Source organism: Limnohabitans planktonicus II-D5 (genome assembly GCF_001270065.2).
GTDB classification, from domain to species: Bacteria; Pseudomonadota; Gammaproteobacteria; order Burkholderiales; family Burkholderiaceae_C; genus Limnohabitans_A; species Limnohabitans_A planktonicus.
Genome location: NZ_LFYT02000006.1, coordinates 38,529 through 52,619, shown reverse-complemented (window position 1 = coordinate 52,619; position 14,091 = coordinate 38,529). Strand labels below are relative to the sequence as shown.

At 60.2% G+C, this 14,091-nt stretch carries 16 protein-coding genes; 8 read left to right on the top strand and 8 right to left on the bottom strand.

The window, feature by feature from the left end:
* Positions 1-100: 100 nt before the first annotated feature.
* From ampD to H663_RS27245, 3 genes are read right to left on the bottom strand one after another with little or no spacing between them, the layout of a single operon-like run.
* Positions 101-688, bottom strand: coding sequence for a 1,6-anhydro-N-acetylmuramyl-L-alanine amidase AmpD (ampD, locus tag H663_RS27255; protein ID WP_083451072.1), 588 nt, complete (start codon positions 686-688; stop codon positions 101-103).
* Between the two features lie 11 nt (positions 689-699).
* On the bottom strand, positions 700-933 hold the full coding sequence (locus H663_RS27250) for a PP0621 family protein (RefSeq protein ID WP_053170486.1): 234 nt from the start codon (positions 931-933) through the stop codon (positions 700-702).
* Positions 930-1,733 (bottom strand): cytochrome C assembly family protein, encoded by an 804-nt coding sequence (locus H663_RS27245; protein ID WP_053170481.1) that lies wholly within the window; start codon positions 1,731-1,733, stop codon positions 930-932. Before H663_RS27245 ends, H663_RS27250 begins: the two co-directional genes overlap by 4 nt.
* Before the next feature lie 78 nt (positions 1,734-1,811).
* Between H663_RS27245 and ffh the strand changes: the two genes are divergently transcribed.
* Complete coding sequence (gene ffh / locus H663_RS27240) at positions 1,812-3,194, top strand: signal recognition particle protein (protein ID WP_053170479.1); 1,383 nt, start codon at positions 1,812-1,814, stop codon at positions 3,192-3,194.
* Positions 3,195-3,693: 499 nt separating this feature from the next.
* Here ffh and H663_RS27235 read toward each other — a convergent pair whose 3' ends face one another.
* Genes H663_RS27235 through H663_RS27225 form a run of 3 tightly spaced genes read right to left on the bottom strand, consistent with a single transcriptional unit; the run spans position 3,694 to position 6,931 of the window.
* The gene (locus H663_RS27235; RefSeq protein ID WP_053170476.1) at positions 3,694-4,023 is read right to left on the bottom strand and encodes a 2Fe-2S iron-sulfur cluster-binding protein; all 330 of its coding nucleotides are present in this window, start codon (positions 4,021-4,023) and stop codon (positions 3,694-3,696) included.
* A 41-nt stretch (positions 4,024-4,064) separates the two neighbouring features.
* The gene (locus H663_RS27230) at positions 4,065-5,543 is read right to left on the bottom strand and encodes a glutamine synthetase family protein (RefSeq protein ID WP_053170472.1); all 1,479 of its coding nucleotides are present in this window, start codon (positions 5,541-5,543) and stop codon (positions 4,065-4,067) included.
* Positions 5,540-6,931, bottom strand: a complete 1,392-nt coding sequence (locus tag H663_RS27225) for a Rieske 2Fe-2S domain-containing protein (RefSeq protein WP_053170471.1) — start codon at positions 6,929-6,931, stop codon at positions 5,540-5,542. The genes H663_RS27230 and H663_RS27225 overlap by 4 nt, the downstream gene beginning before the upstream one ends.
* 190 nt (positions 6,932-7,121) lie before the next feature.
* Between H663_RS27225 and H663_RS27220 the strand changes: the two genes are divergently transcribed.
* Entirely contained in the window at positions 7,122-7,517 is a 396-nt protein-coding gene (locus tag H663_RS27220) for a gamma-glutamylcyclotransferase family protein (RefSeq protein ID WP_053170468.1), read from the top strand.
* Positions 7,518-7,720: 203 nt separating this feature from the next.
* Here H663_RS27220 and miaB read toward each other — a convergent pair whose 3' ends face one another.
* The gene (gene miaB / locus H663_RS27215) at positions 7,721-9,058 is read right to left on the bottom strand and encodes a tRNA (N6-isopentenyl adenosine(37)-C2)-methylthiotransferase MiaB (protein WP_053170464.1); all 1,338 of its coding nucleotides are present in this window, start codon (positions 9,056-9,058) and stop codon (positions 7,721-7,723) included.
* Positions 9,059-9,246: 188 nt separating this feature from the next.
* On the opposite strand from miaB, the gene H663_RS27210 reads away from it, so the two are divergent.
* The 6 genes from H663_RS27210 to H663_RS27180 all read left to right on the top strand — a co-directional run bounded on the left by H663_RS27210 (position 9,247) and on the right by H663_RS27180 (position 13,432).
* Positions 9,247-9,966, top strand: coding sequence for an RHS repeat domain-containing protein (locus H663_RS27210; protein WP_053170461.1), 720 nt, complete (start codon positions 9,247-9,249; stop codon positions 9,964-9,966).
* A gap of 126 nt (positions 9,967-10,092) precedes the next feature.
* Positions 10,093-10,749 (top strand): hypothetical protein, encoded by a 657-nt coding sequence (locus H663_RS42045; protein WP_205872689.1) that lies wholly within the window; start codon positions 10,093-10,095, stop codon positions 10,747-10,749.
* Positions 10,750-10,898: 149 nt separating this feature from the next.
* Positions 10,899-11,303 (top strand): DUF6258 family protein, encoded by a 405-nt coding sequence (locus H663_RS27200; RefSeq protein WP_053170458.1) that lies wholly within the window; start codon positions 10,899-10,901, stop codon positions 11,301-11,303.
* A gap of 192 nt (positions 11,304-11,495) precedes the next feature.
* Positions 11,496-12,113, top strand: coding sequence for an RHS repeat domain-containing protein (locus H663_RS27195; RefSeq protein WP_053170456.1), 618 nt, complete (start codon positions 11,496-11,498; stop codon positions 12,111-12,113).
* A gap of 583 nt (positions 12,114-12,696) precedes the next feature.
* The gene (locus tag H663_RS27185; RefSeq protein WP_053170453.1) at positions 12,697-12,945 is read left to right on the top strand and encodes a UPF0175 family protein; all 249 of its coding nucleotides are present in this window, start codon (positions 12,697-12,699) and stop codon (positions 12,943-12,945) included.
* Entirely contained in the window at positions 12,929-13,432 is a 504-nt protein-coding gene (locus tag H663_RS27180; RefSeq protein ID WP_205872688.1) for a PIN domain-containing protein, read from the top strand. The genes H663_RS27185 and H663_RS27180 overlap by 17 nt, the downstream gene beginning before the upstream one ends.
* Positions 13,433-13,472: 40 nt before the next feature.
* Here H663_RS27180 and H663_RS27175 read toward each other — a convergent pair whose 3' ends face one another.
* Positions 13,473-14,057, bottom strand: coding sequence for a DUF2889 domain-containing protein (locus H663_RS27175; protein ID WP_240620433.1), 585 nt, complete (start codon positions 14,055-14,057; stop codon positions 13,473-13,475).
* Positions 14,058-14,091 lie beyond the last annotated feature (34 nt).

Below are 14,091 nucleotides of genomic sequence, written 5' to 3'. Positions count from 1 at the left end.
AGGCGTCTTCACTTCATGAAGCGGCGAAGACCAGACTCCCAGTTCGGGCCTGAAGCCTTGATGGCTGCCGCACACATAAAAATTTGCAGGAATGCAACAGTCAGAGTTTTGGAAAACTTTGGGCAGAAAAATTTGAAGCTGTTTGCAAACGTGTCCAATCAAAGCCCGCGCCCGGGTCGAACTTGCGGCCTGGGGCAATGTGCTCATGCCCCGCCACATGCGCGATCGGATAGTGTTGCTGCAGGTCACGGCACAAGGCGCTCAGGCAGAAGTATTGGGCGTCTTCAAACGGTTCGCCTTCCAAGCCTTCAAGCTCGATGCCAATCGAGTCATCGTTGCAGTTGCTGCGTCCCCGGTAATGCGAAGCCCCTGCATGCCAAGCCCGTTCATCGCAACTCACAAATTGCCACAGAGAGCCATCGCGCCGGATATAAAAATGCGCCGACACCTGCAGGCCCCGTATCTGTTCAAAGTAAGGATGCGCCGCCCAGTCCAGGCGGTTGGTGAACAAGTCCTGCACTTCATGGCCACCGTAATGCCCGGGCGGCAAGCTGATCGAGTGGATGACCACCAGATCAATGCAGGCGCCTGCGGGTCGTGGGCCGAAGTTGGGTGAATCCAGCCTCAGGGCCTGTGGGTTCCAGCCTTGCAGCCAAGAATTTTCTGACAAGCGCGGCAATTGCGGCATGGTGCGGTGCTTCAAACCGGGTTGCGGTCATGGGCTGCGCTGCGGTGTTCGGTGCTGCAGTAAACGCCATTTTGGCCAGACACGGCTTCTTCTGCGGGCAGGTGAATGCCACAGTGGGCGCAAGTGATCATTTCAGACGGGCTGGAGGGGGCCTTGCTGCTTGGAGGGGGGGCCTTGCCGGCGCGACTGCGCTTGAATGCCCAAATGGCCACAAAAACGACCAACAGCCAAAACAGGTACTTCATCCTGCACGTCCCAACAAAATTTCAAGAACAAAACGCGAACCCGCATAGGACAACAGCAGCAAACCTGCCCCGATGTACAGCACCCGCACCGCACGGCGACCGCGCCAGCCCCATTGATTGCGCCCGATCAACAAGACCGCAAAGGTCAGCCAGGACAGCAAGGCAAACACGGTTTTGTGGTCCCAGTGCCAACGGCCGTGGCCTTGACCGTAAAGGGCTTCTCCAAACAAAGCGCCGGCAACGAGTGTGGCGGTCAACAGCATGAATCCCGCGCTGACAAAACGAAAGGTCAGACGTTCCAGCGTGAGCAAAGGCAAACCACTGTCGGCTTCATGGCCCTGGCGAATGTCATGCTCCGTGCGGGTCATCATCCAGGCGTGCACCACAGCCGCTGCAAACATGCCATAAGCTGAGAGGCCCAAGGCCCAATGCAAAGGCAGCCAGGGCGATGCGAGAGAGGACAGCAAGTTGCCCGGAAACACCCAGGCCAGCAGCACCGCAGCGGCCCCCAGAACGCCCATGGCCCAGCGCGCCTTGAGTTGCGGAAAAAGGTGTCGTTCTATCCCATAAGCCGTCACCACCAGCCAGGCAGTGACCGACAGGGCCGGGGCAAAACCGAAGCGCACAGGCCCGGCCAGCAATCCGAGCAAGGCCACGGCATGGGAAGCCCAAGCCAGCCACATCAGGCGGCGAACATTCTGATCACTCAAGCGAGCGCCGGCCAAAGCGCCCAGTAAATAGGCCAAGGCAGCCAGCCCTGAGGCGGGCAGCATCCAAAATGGGGTACTCGCTAAAATCATGGCTCCGAGTTTAGCCTTTCAGGCGCAGCCACAGGGGCTTCGCCATCACGCTGAACCGGTTATTTCTGGACTCCCCCCATGGCCTCCGCCCTGACCGACAAACTCTCACGCCTCGTTAAGAACCTCAGCGGACAGGCCCGCATCACAGAATCCAACGTCACCGACATGCTGCGCGAAGTGCGCATGGCGCTGCTGGAGGCCGATGTGGCATTGCCCGTGGTGCGCGACTTCATTGCCCGCGTCAAGGACAAAGCGCTGGGGCAAGAGGTCATTGGCTCGCTCAAACCCGGCCAGGCCCTGGTGGGCATCGTCAACAAAGAACTGGCCGCCACCATGGGCCAGGGCGTGTCCGACATCAACTTGGCCGTGCAGCCCCCCGCCGTGATCCTGATGGCCGGTTTGCAAGGTGCCGGCAAAACCACCACCACCGCCAAGCTGGCCAAACACCTGATCGAAAAGCGCAAGAAAAAAGTGCTGACCGTGTCGGGCGACGTGTACCGCCCTGCAGCCATCGAGCAGCTCAAAACCGTCACAGCCCAAGCCGGGGCCGAATGGTTCCCCAGCTCGGCCGATCAAAAGCCCATCGACATCGCCCGCGCTGCCATTGACTACGCCCGCAAGCACCACTTTGATGTGCTGCTGGTGGATACCGCAGGTCGTCTGGCGATTGACGAAGCCCTGATGGCCGAAATCAAGGCCCTGCACGCCGAACTCAAGCCCGTCGAAACCTTGTTTGTCGTGGATGCCATGCAGGGCCAGGACGCGGCCAACACCGCCCGCGCCTTTGGTGATGCCTTGCCCCTGACCGGCATCGTGCTGACCAAACTGGACGGCGACTCACGCGGTGGTGCGGCCCTGTCGGTGCGCCAGATCACGGGGGTGCCGATCAAGTTTGCCGGTACCAGCGAGAAGATCGATGGCCTGGAAGTGTTTGACGCCGAGCGCCACGCAGGCCGGGTGCTGGGCATGGGCGACATCGTGGCCCTGGTCGAGCAGGTCACGGCCGGTGTGGACATAGAAGCCGCGCAAAAACTGGCCGCCAAGGTCAAAAGCGGCGGCGGCTTTGATCTGAACGACTTTTTGGCTCAGATCCAGCAAATGAAGCAAATGGGCGGGCTGTCGAGCCTGATGGACAAGCTGCCCAGCCAGCTGACCGCTAAAGCCGGTGCCATGGACATGGGTAAGGTTGAAAAAGACATTGGACGCAAGCAAGGCATCATCCACAGCATGACACCGCAAGAGCGCAAAAAACCCGAACTCATCAAAGCCACCCGCAAGCGCCGCATCGCGGCGGGCGCTGGCGTTCAGGTGCAAGACGTCAACCGCATGCTCAAGGAGTTTGAGCAGATGCAGGACATGATGAAAAAAATGTCCGGTGGCGGCATGATGAAAATGATGAAACGCATGGGTGCCATGAAAGGCATGATGGGCGGGGGCGGTTTTCCGGGCATGCCACGCTGAACGCCAATGCAACTCGTAGGTCGGTACTCGGAGAGTCCGACATGTTTGTGGGTCGACACCGTCGGGCATGGGCGTTGCTGCTTGGCTGCCCAACGTCGGGGTCTTCGACCGCCGACCTGCTAATTCCCAACGGCTTGGGTTGTGATCAACGCCGATCCAATGGGGGCGTGATCACTGCCGCCCCAATCCTCGTAGGTCGGTACTCGAAGAGTCCGACATGTTTGTGGGCCGACACGTTCTGGCATGGGCGTTGACGTTTGGCGGGCCAATGTCGGGGTCTTCGACCGCCGACCTGCTAATTTCCAACGGCTTGGGTTGTGATCAACGCCGATCGAATTCCCAGCGGCTTGGGTTGTGATCAACGCCGACCCAATCCTCGTAGGTCGGTACTCGAAGAGTCCGACATGTTTGTGTGCCGACACGTTCAGGCATGGGCGTTGTTGCTTGACGGGCCAATGTCGGGGTCTTCGACCGCCGACCTACAGAATCTTCGGTGGTTTCAATACTGGCTTGCGGGCAGCGTGACCTGCAGGCCGTCCAGCTCTGGGGTCAACACAATCTGGCATGACAAGCGGCTGCCCTGCTCACGCGCCTGGGCGGTGAAGGCCAGCATGCCGTCTTCGTCGCTGCTCACGGCAGGCAGCTTGGTTTGCCAGTCGCTGTGCACCACCACATGGCAGGTGGCGCAAGTGAGCAGCCCGCCGCAATCGGCCTGGATGCCGGGCAAATTCGCATCGACTGCGGCCTGCATCAGGCTTTGGCCGGGCTGGGCTTGCAGGGTATGTGCCGCTTGTGTGGGGTTGTGGGGTTGCAGGTGGATCGTGATCATGTTCAGTGCTTCGCCGTCGGGCGGGGTGATTCAAAGGTGGGTCAAATGCGCCCGAAGTATTCGCGGCGGTGGAATTCCTGGGCGTCTTCGGCCTGCGCCATGCGCTGGTGCTCGGCCTTTTTGATGGTGCTGTAGTAATCCACAAAGGGCTGGCCCAGCGCCTGGCACAAGGCCGTATTTTTTTGCAGCGCCCGCACCGCATCGGCCAGGCTGGTCGGGATGGTGGCAGCCCCTGATGCATAAGGTGTTTCGCTGGCGGGCGGCGCTTGCAGGTGCGCATCCACACCATCCAGTCCCGCATGGATTTGAGAGGCCATGTATAGGTAGGGGTTGGCAGCAGGCTCGCCCAGGCGGTTTTCAATGCGGGTGGCCGTATCGCCCGCGTTGCCGATCACGCGCAGCATCGCGCCCCGGTTGTCGCGGCCCCACAAGATGGACTGCGGGGCCATCGCGTTGGGCCTGAAGCGCCCGTAGCCATTGCTGGTGCTGGTGCACAGGGCCGTGAGCGCTGGCGCGTGCGCCAGCAGTCCGGCCAACCAGCTCGCACCAACATCGCTGAGCACCTGCTGCGCATCCAGCACACCGACACCCGGTGCGGCAGCATCGCGCATGAAAACATTGCGGCCCGTGGTGTCGACCAGTGATTGGTGCAAGTGCCAGCCGCTGGACATGATGGCGTCAAACGGCGGGCGGCACATGAATGTGGCGTGGTAACCAGCGCGGCGCAGTGCCTGGCGCGTGGCGTTGCGAAACAGCACCATGTGGTCGGCGGCGGTGAGCGCATCGCGCACGTCAAACACCGCTTCGACTTGGCTGGGGCCGAGTTCAATTTCGAGCGAGATCAGCGGCAGGCCCAACGCTTGCGCGGTGCGCTGCACGATGCGCAGCGGCTCTTCGGCCCGGTCAAACCAGGCCTCGGTCAGCAGGTTGAAGCCCGGGTGGATCAGGCTGACCTCGGGAGCAGGGCCGGGCCAGGCGGCACGGTTCGGGTCCAGGTCTGCACCGTGCAGCGGGTCTTTGAGGCGGTAAATATGGAACTCAACTTCCAGCCCGCAGCGCATTTGCCAGCCGCGCTCAGCCAGACGCTGCACGGCCAGCTGCAACACATGGCGCGAATCGAGCGGAACGATGCGGCCGTCGGCCAAGTAGGGCTGGCCCTGCAGCCAGCCGGTCTTGGCGGCCCAGGGCAGCACCTGCCAGCTGGCCGGGTCGGGCATGAGCGTGAAATTGCTGGCCCCGGCAAAGCCGGGCAGCGTCTCTTCGATGCCGGGCTCAAATACTTTGAAGGCGGTGCGGTCCGAGCTGTCTTTGAGCAGCAAGGTGCTGACCATGCCGATGCCGTTGGCCAGCGCACTGCGCAGTTGTGAAGCCACGATGGTCTTGCCGCGCACCACGCCGTGCAGGTCGCACCAGCCCAGGCGGATCAGCTCGATGCCCGAGGCCTCGACCTGTTGCAGCAATTGCGCGCAAGCCGCTTGCCGCTCCGGGCTGTGCAGGCCGCAACGTTCGGCGAAGCTCATGCCGCGCTCGTGTCGGCTGGGGTTGGCACATCCGCCGTCAAGGCGGCGTCCCAAGGCGCGCCGCTGCGTTTGGCCGCGCAGGCTTCGCGCCACCACTGCGGCCACTGGCCGCTGGGGGCGATGCCGTCCACTGTGTCGGGCCCCACGCGCTGGCTGGCCACAGCCGCTTGCGCAAACCCGGGCGGCAAGCCCCCAGCCTGCACCGTCTCGATGGCTTTGAGCAGCATGCGCCGGTTGGCCATGATCACTTTGTCGCTGGTTCCCAGGTGCTCGCGGGTGCGGTCCTGAATGGCACCCATGCTCTCGCAGGCCCACTGGTCGTGCACGTTGATGTCGTCCTCGCCCATGCCCAAGTAGGTGCGCGAGACCTGCTCTTCGGGGTTAAAGCCCCAGTTGTTGTGCTTGCCCGCTTTGGGGATGTAGTCGGGCAGCGTGACAGAGGGCAGGCGCTGCTTGCGCATGGCTTCTTTGTCCACCGGGCCGTCAAAGCTGGTGAACACCGAATACCAATAGGTGTGTGTGTCGTCCACCGGCACATGCATCTGCGTGATGGTCATGGTCTCGGACAGCGGAATCACAAATGTGTGCGGGAACAGCGCATTCGTCACCCGCACATGGGTGAGCGCCTCGTTGATCGGGCGCAGGGCCGTCAGGCGCAGGCCCGCATCGGTGGCCTCAAATGAAATCTCGGGCTGGTCCAGCTCGCGCATCACGCGTGTCATGGGCCAGCGCTCGCCTTGCACATCGCCCGCGCTCGCGCCGCGGAACTGGCGGCCATAACTGCCTTCGAGCGATTCGTCTTCAAAAAAGCGGTGCAGGTACGACGCGTGCGCCGGGTCAATGCCCACTTCAAAGGCCTGCAGCCAGTTGCAGTGCCACAGGCCCTTGAAGGCAAAGGTGTGCGTGGCCGGGGCACTGAAAGCGTCGATGCCCGGCAGCGGTGGTGGGGTCTGGCCTTCGGGGCCGAACCAGCCAAACAAAATGCCGCTGCGTTGGGTGATCGGGTAACTGCGTTGGCGCACCCGCGTGCACAGCGTGCTGCCGGTGGGCTCAGCAGGGGTTTCGATGCACTGGCCCGTCACGTCGAACTTCCAGCCATGAAAAGGGCAACGCAAGCCATCGCCTTCGTTGCGGCCAAAGGCCAGGTCGGCCCCGCGGTGTGGGCAGTCACGGTCGAGCAAGCCATAGTCGCCCAGCGAGTTACGAAACAGCACCAGGTCTTGCCCCAAAAGGCGGACTGCCTTCACGGGGCGAATCGCCATGCGCGGATCGAGCGCGGGGTTGAACTCGTCCACCAGCGCCACGGGCTGCCAATAGTGGCGCATCACCGCGCCGCAGGGCGTGCCCGGCCCGATGCGGGTGATGAGTTCGTTTTGTTCTGCTTTCATCTGCACCTCTGGCTTGCGCCTTGTGTCTGCCGGTGGCGTGTGCCCGTCCGGGGGCGGGCTACGCTTGTCTCTTGCCGATCAGTTTAAACGCCTGCATACGACGCAGCCAAGAGCTGACAAGCAAGGCTTGGCATGGCATGCGTCAAGTCGGCGTCAAGCCGAAGGCTTGAATTGGCGCAAAATCAGGCGGATGAAACATGCTATTTTTATCTACGGCACCCTGTTGCCAGGCCTGCGGCTGGAGGCCGAAATGCACGGTGCCCGCTTGCTGGGGCCAGCCCATATAGCGGGTCGATTGATCGATGTGGGCCTGTACCCCGGACTGCTTCAGGGCGACGGGCAAGTCACCGGTGAGGTCTACGAAGTCGATGACGATCACCTGGCCCGTCTGGATGCGGTGGAAGGCATGGTGCCCGGTGACCGCGCCGAATCACACTACTGGCGGGAGGTGGTGACGGTGCTCAGCGGCCCGCTGCAAGGCCAGCAGGTGCAGACCTATTTGTACAACCTTCCGGTGGATGGCTGCACGTCCATCCCGCACGGCGACTACCGCCGCTACATCCGGGAAGTCGGCCGAGAGTCCTGATCTTCCGTAGGTCGGCGGCTTTAGCCCCGACATGGAGTCTGCGCCAATCCCACCCATGTCGGACTCTGCGAGTACAGGCGGGGGTGGTATTCGTAGGTCGGCGGCTTTAGCCCCGACTTAGTGCGCCAAATAGCATGTCGGGGCTGAAGCCACCGACCTACAAAACGCAGGTTGTTTCATCAGTCCCGGCATGTCGCCTGGTTTCAATCGCGGATCACCAACTCACCCCGCAGCGAATGCGACAGTCCCTGCGTGATGCGCACATCGGCCATCTGACCGATCAGGCGGTCCATGTTGGGGCCACCGGGGAAGTTGACCACCCGGTTGCACTCGGTGCGGCCGGCCAGTTCGGTGGCGTCCTTGCGTGAAGGGCGCTCCACCAAAATGCGCTGCACCGTGCCCACGCGGCTCTCGCCGATGCGCTGCACGTTCTCTTCGATGGTCGCTTGCAGGTGGTGCAGGCGGCGCAATTTTTCGGCGTGTGGCGTGTCGTCGTGCAGGTTGGCCGCAGGCGTGCCGGGGCGGGGGCTGAAGATGAAGCTGAAACTCGTGTCAAAACCCACGTCGGTGATCAGCTTCATCATCTTGCTGAAGTCGTCCTCGGTCTCGCCGGGGAAGCCCACGATGAAATCGCTGCTGAGCGACATGTCGGGGCGGATCGCCCGCAGCTTGCGGATCGTGCTCTTGTATTCCATGGCGGTGTAGCCGCGCTTCATGGCCATCAAGATGCGGTCCGAGCCGTGCTGCACGGGCAGGTGCAAATGGCTCACCAGTTTGGGAATCTTTTCATAAGCGTCAATCAGGCGCTGCGTGAACTCGTTGGGGTGGCTGGTCACGTAGCGGATGCGCTCGATGCCCGGCATGTCGGCCACGTACTCCAGCAACAGCGCAAAGTCGGCGATGTCTGAGGTGCCGCCCATCTTGCCCCGGTAAGCGTTCACGTTCTGGCCCAGCAACGTGATCTCTTTCACGCCTTGCGCGGCCAGTCCGGCCACCTCGACCAGCACATCGTCAAACGGGCGCGATACTTCTTCGCCCCGGGTGTAGGGCACCACGCAATAGCTGCAATATTTGCTGCAGCCTTCCATGATCGACACAAAGGCCGTGGCACCTTCCACCTTTGCAGGTGGCAGGTGGTCAAACTTTTCAATCTCGGGGAAGCTGATGTCCACCTGCGGGCGCTGCTTGCGCTCACGCTCGTTCAGCAATTCGGGCAGGCGGTGCAGGGTCTGCGGGCCAAACACCACGTCCACATAAGGCGCACGCTTGATGATCTCGGCACCTTCTTGGCTGGCCACGCAGCCACCCACGCCAATCAATACGCCCTTGGCTTTCAGGTGCTGCACCCGGCCCAGATCGCTGAACACTTTTTCTTGCGCCTTCTCGCGCACCGAGCAGGTGTTGAACAAAATCAGATCGGCCTCGTCCACGTCTTGCGTGGGTTCATAACCCTGGGCCGCGCCCAGCACATCGGCCATCTTGTCCGAGTCGTACTCGTTCATCTGGCAGCCAAAGGTTTTGATGAAGACCTTCTTGCTCATGCGGCCTCCACGGATTCAAAGGAGGTGATGAAGTCAAGGCAAAGCAAAGCACGCCCGCGAAGGGCCAAAGTGCAGCGGTTCATGGTGTAGATCCAGAGGCTGTTGAGGGAAAGCGCTTGGGGCGCTGGGGAGGGGGGAGTTATGGCAGGGGCGATGAGACTGATCCGCAGCGGGCCTTTGAGTCCAAGATGCCAAAAATTCCCAGTCATGACAACATCATCGCCACCATGTGCGTGCCGGGGGCCAGCCACTGGATGAAGAGCGCGTTGGGTGCGACGCTGGTTCTGACCCACAACGCCCCCACCAGCCTGATGGGTGGCACCACCTGGTACCTGCACGGCGATAACAACGCGCTCGTTTTCGAAAAAGAACTCAAAGCCAACGGCGTCACAGAAAACCGTCACTACCTGCAAGCGGCAGGCATGACCTTTGCGTTGGTGACCACGCGCAGTGGTGCGGGCGTCAGCAGCACGACCAGTGATCTGAGCAAACGCAGCGCGCAAGTGCGCTACTTCCACCAAGACCACCTGAATTCGATCGCGGTGATCACCGACGAGGCGGGGCAAGTGGTGGAGCGGCTGGCGTATGACCCTTGGGGCAAGCGCAGAAACGCCAACGGCCTGGCCGACAAGAACGACAGCCTGGTGGGCCAGACCACGGACCGAGGGTACACGGAGCACGAGCACCTGGATGAAGTGGGGCTGATCCACATGAACGGTCGGGTGTACGACCCGCTGATTGGCCGCTTCATGAGCGCGGACCCGTTCATCCAAAGCCCGGGGAACCTGCAAAGCTACAACCGGTATGCGTATGTGATGAACAACCCGTTGGCGTTCACGGATCCGAGTGGGTACTTCCGCTTGAGGAAGTTCTTCAGGGCGGCGGTTGCTATAGCTGTTGCGGTGTAGGCGCCGCAGTACATCTACAGCGCGTGGGCTGGATCGGCAGCTGCTGGTGCAGCAGCTGCGGGCACGACCTTAACGACAGCTCAAGTGACAGGGATCTGGATTGGCTCTAACGCGGCAGCGGGTGCATTGGCCGGAGGCATCTCAAGCGACAGCAGCAAAGGCGCGGCCATTGGCGCGTTGTCAGGCGGATTGTTCAGCGCAGCGGCCATGACAGGCGGTGTGGGTGCAGAAGGTGCAAACAGCTTGACGCGCTATGCAGCCCATGCTGGTGGAGGTTGTGTGAGCAGTGCAGCAGGTGGTGGAAGTTGTGGGCAAGGTGCTCCCAGTGAGGTGTTTGGCAAGTACACAAACAATTGGATTGGTGATACTTGGAAAGTGAAGCCGGGAGAGTTCAATGCCTATCAAGCGACAGCTACATTAGTTGCTGGTGGGGAAGGATCAGTGATCGCTGGCGGAAAGTTTGCCAATGGGGCGGAGACTGCGGCTTTTGGGTATTTGTTTAATCAATTGGGACCTAGATTCCAAAAACCGGGACAGCTTTGTGGTTCGGAGATGTCTGGTGCCGGGGGTGGGGGTGGAGCTGGTGCAGCAAAGGGGTCAGGCCGGTTGCCTGGCCCTGCCACGGATAAGGCTGGAAACCAGATCGACCGAATTATTGTGGGCTCCAAGGGCAACGCGATGATTGAACCTGTAGGTGGCAGTACGGTGGCGGCTGGCAGGGGTGGTGTCGATACCCACACCCTGTATCCTAACGGCTCGAACTACCAGCGATTGAATCCGTAAGGCCACACGAACAACCCGACACCACATGGGCACGGGCATGCGCTTGGCACAGGTCCCGGGATGAGAGGTCAAGGGTCGTCTCTCGACATTCATGGGAACGTCGTTCCTTGGAACAGCCCCGCCGCTCATTGGCCTATTAACTGACTGCTATGAACGTTGTTGAATTTTTGAAGACCGTCTACGTTGGTGATCGCGGCTGTAAAGCGGTGTTGATTGACGGCTGGAACTCTGAAGTCAAAGTCCAGGCGACTTGCATATCTCGGGTCAGATCAGCCACATGGGATTACTACACGGCGGAAGACTTGCCTGATGGTTTCATTGTCTTTGAGGGTGTAAGGAGCGTGTCCTTCGAGCCGAGCGGTGCGATTCCAAACGACACAATCAACGACATCCGAGCCGAGCCGCTCCAAGGCGATTCGGCAAAGTACTTATTTGTCATGAGTGTGGATTCCGTTGATTCTGATGGTGATCGCACAGAGGTTCAAATCCGAATTCGTGCGGACTCGGTAGCGTTGGAGGATCACAGCAAGCCGGGGCAGAAAATCATCCGATGACAACAATGCCCGCCCTGCGCGGTGTCATGGCCTAATGTCCAAATCACTTCTGCGTAAATCGGGTTCAGATACCAACACATAAACGGGGTCAGATCCCAATTAATCTGATCCAGCCATAACGAAGCAGCATAAACGGGGTCAGATCCCAATTAATCTGATCCAGCCATAACGAAGCAGCGCGTAAATTCTCTGGTGCCGCTGTGGCAAATCCAGCCCCGACACCAACGCGTCAAACAAACCCTGACCCACAACGCTCCCACCAGCCTGATGGGTGGCACCACCTGGTATCTGCACGGCGATAACAACGCGCTCGTTTTCGAAAAAGAACTCAATGCCAACGGCGTTACAGAAAACCGTCACTACCTGCAAGCGGCAGGCATGACCTTTGCGTTGGTGACCACGCGCAGTGGTGCGGGCGTCAGCAGCACGGCCAGTGATCTGAGCAAACGCAGCGCGCCAGTGCGCTACTTCCACCAAGACCACCTGAATTCGATCGCGGTGATCACCGACGAGGCGGGGCAAGTGGTGGAGCGGCTGGCATATGACCCCCGGGGCAAACGAAGAAACGCCAACGGCCTGGCTGACAAGAACGACCGCCTGGTGGGCCAGACCACGGACCGTGGTTACACGGAGCACGAGCACCTGGATGAAGTGGGGCTGATCCACATGAACGGTCGGGTGTACGACCCGCTGATTGGCCGCTTCATGAGCGCGGACCCGTTCATCCAAAGCCCGGGGAACCTGCAGAGTTACAACCGGTATGCGTATGTGATGAACAACCCGTTGGCGATGACGGACCCGAGTGGATAAGCCCTTTGCACCGTTGGGCTGTCAAACGCCCAGCTGTGGCATTGGCCTATTGATCTGGCCCTGTGAAGTTTGAAGTGAACGGTTTGTCTTGGGCATAACGATCAGCGATGCGATCTGTAGAAGTTGCGCCCTGCGTGCGATTGGCGTTTGTGGTCTGCGGGGAGTCGCGCACGGGGTGCTGCTCCTACAAAACCCATTTTGCCGCTGATGCCGAATGGCACCGACGAAGACCGTGGTGTCGTTGACAATTTCAAAGAGCGCGACATGGCCCGTGCTGCCAAAAGCGATGATCAATTCGCGTGTGAAAGGGCTGTCTCAAGCTTTGCGATATGCGAACGGTGATGTTCGCAACAGGCCGACGCCAGCATGAATGACATGGCGCGCTTTTTCCGGAATTTCCAGATCACCGGTTGGACTGTCCAACTCACGCTGGATCAGGAAATCAAAAAATCCGCTGAAAGTCTACGTTGGCAGCGGTGCTGAACTGTGAAGATCATGCTTTGCGTATTGCAAGTGCTATACGGTGAGCATATTCTGATGCACATGGAAGCTGTGCCATACTTTTGAGCACTCGGAGGTTCCTATGCAGATTTTGTTGGACGTTCCCAATAGCTACCTGGATGTGATGCATTGCGGCAAAGAGGACTTTCAGCGGGAAGCCAAGTTGGCCATGGCCGTTAAATTTTTTGAAATGAAGCGCTTGTCGTCTGGCATGGCGGCATCCTTGGCAGGTCTGGATCGCGTGGCATTTATGGCCGAGTTGCCGCGATTTGGGGTGTCATTGATCGATTTGCCCAAAGACGAGTTGGCCGACGATGTCCTCAATGCCTGAGCGCTCGGCTGTTTTGGTGTCCAACACGACACCCTTGATTGCATTGACCGCAGCCCTGGGCAGTCTGGACATCCTGAAATTCATGTATGCCAGGGTTGTGGTTCCATTTGAAGTGGCCCAAGAGGTTCGTGCGGGTGGTCAGACTTCTTTCGGAGTTGATGCGTTTCAGGCTGCGGATTGGCTAGATATTCAGGATCGGCCGGTCACACTGCTGCCGTTCCTCAAAAACTCCCTGGACGCAGGAGAAGCCTCGGTCATTCAGACGGCTTTGAATTTGTCGTTACCGCTGGTGTGCATTGATGAGGTGGTCGGTCGACGCACGGCCAGACTTTGCGGCCTGAACCTCACGGGTTCATTGGGCATCTTGCTCAAAGCCCGGCAGTTGGGGTTTTCTGTGGATTTGCCTCATGCCATCGAAAACATGCGCCGCCATGGCATTTGGCTCAGCCCTTCATTGATTGCGTCAGTTCTTGGCAATCCTCAATGATGAGGTGCGGTTCATCTCTCAGTGATGAACCTGCTGCGTTTCAGCCCTCAGACCCCTCAACCGCCTTCGGCTTGAAAAACATCGGATAAGCCCTTTGCACCGTCGGGCTGTCATAAGCCCAGCTGTGGCACTGACCGAGGAAGTAGGGCGCTTGGGTCATTTCGGGGTGGGGCTGGCCTGCCAGTTCGCGGCGCTGCCATTGGCCTGCGGGCAGGGTCTGGTAGGCGGCGGTCGCCATGTTGAAGAGCATTTCGCGCAGGTGGGTGCAGCCTTCGGTGCCGCCTACGTGCTGGTTGATGATCTTTCGCCAGCCAGGGCCCATGGTGCAGCCGATGAGCTTGTGCATGCCGTGTGGCGCGCCGACGCACTCGGGGTGCGGGATGTCGTCCATAGACGTGGCGATGTCCTGGATCACCATTTTGTTGTCGAGGGTGACGCGGATTTTCAGGTTGTGGATTGGCTCGTTGGCCGGAAAGGGCCGTTCGTTGGAAACTTCAAAACCATAGGTCTTGACGTCGGTCAGTTGGGCTTCGATGTCCCACAGACCGTCTTCGCGGTCAAAGCCTTGGTACACCACGGTTCGCGTATGTGACAGTTTTCGGGGGGATGCTGGGGGTAGTGCCAATGGAATTCTCTCGGGTCTGGTGTTCAATCTTCCG

Coding starts and splice junctions, on each gene's coding strand:
- ampD (WP_083451072.1), bottom strand. CDS start 688: ATGCCGCAATTGCCGCGCTTGTCAGAAAATTCTTGGCTGCAAGGCTGG.
- H663_RS27250 (WP_053170486.1), bottom strand. CDS start 933: ATGAAGTACCTGTTTTGGCTGTTGGTCGTTTTTGTGGCCATTTGGGCA.
- H663_RS27245 (WP_053170481.1), bottom strand. CDS start 1,733: ATGATTTTAGCGAGTACCCCATTTTGGATGCTGCCCGCCTCAGGGCTG.
- ffh (WP_053170479.1), top strand. CDS start 1,812: ATGGCCTCCGCCCTGACCGACAAACTCTCACGCCTCGTTAAGAACCTC.
- H663_RS27235 (WP_053170476.1), bottom strand. CDS start 4,023: ATGATCACGATCCACCTGCAACCCCACAACCCCACACAAGCGGCACAT.
- H663_RS27230 (WP_053170472.1), bottom strand. CDS start 5,543: ATGAGCTTCGCCGAACGTTGCGGCCTGCACAGCCCGGAGCGGCAAGCG.
- H663_RS27225 (WP_053170471.1), bottom strand. CDS start 6,931: ATGAAAGCAGAACAAAACGAACTCATCACCCGCATCGGGCCGGGCACG.
- H663_RS27220 (WP_053170468.1), top strand. CDS start 7,122: ATGAAACATGCTATTTTTATCTACGGCACCCTGTTGCCAGGCCTGCGG.
- miaB (WP_053170464.1), bottom strand. CDS start 9,058: ATGAGCAAGAAGGTCTTCATCAAAACCTTTGGCTGCCAGATGAACGAG.
- H663_RS27210 (WP_053170461.1), top strand. CDS start 9,247: ATGCCAAAAATTCCCAGTCATGACAACATCATCGCCACCATGTGCGTG.
- H663_RS27200 (WP_053170458.1), top strand. CDS start 10,899: ATGAACGTTGTTGAATTTTTGAAGACCGTCTACGTTGGTGATCGCGGC.
- H663_RS27185 (WP_053170453.1), top strand. CDS start 12,697: ATGCAGATTTTGTTGGACGTTCCCAATAGCTACCTGGATGTGATGCAT.
- H663_RS27180 (WP_205872688.1), top strand. CDS start 12,929: ATGTCCTCAATGCCTGAGCGCTCGGCTGTTTTGGTGTCCAACACGACA.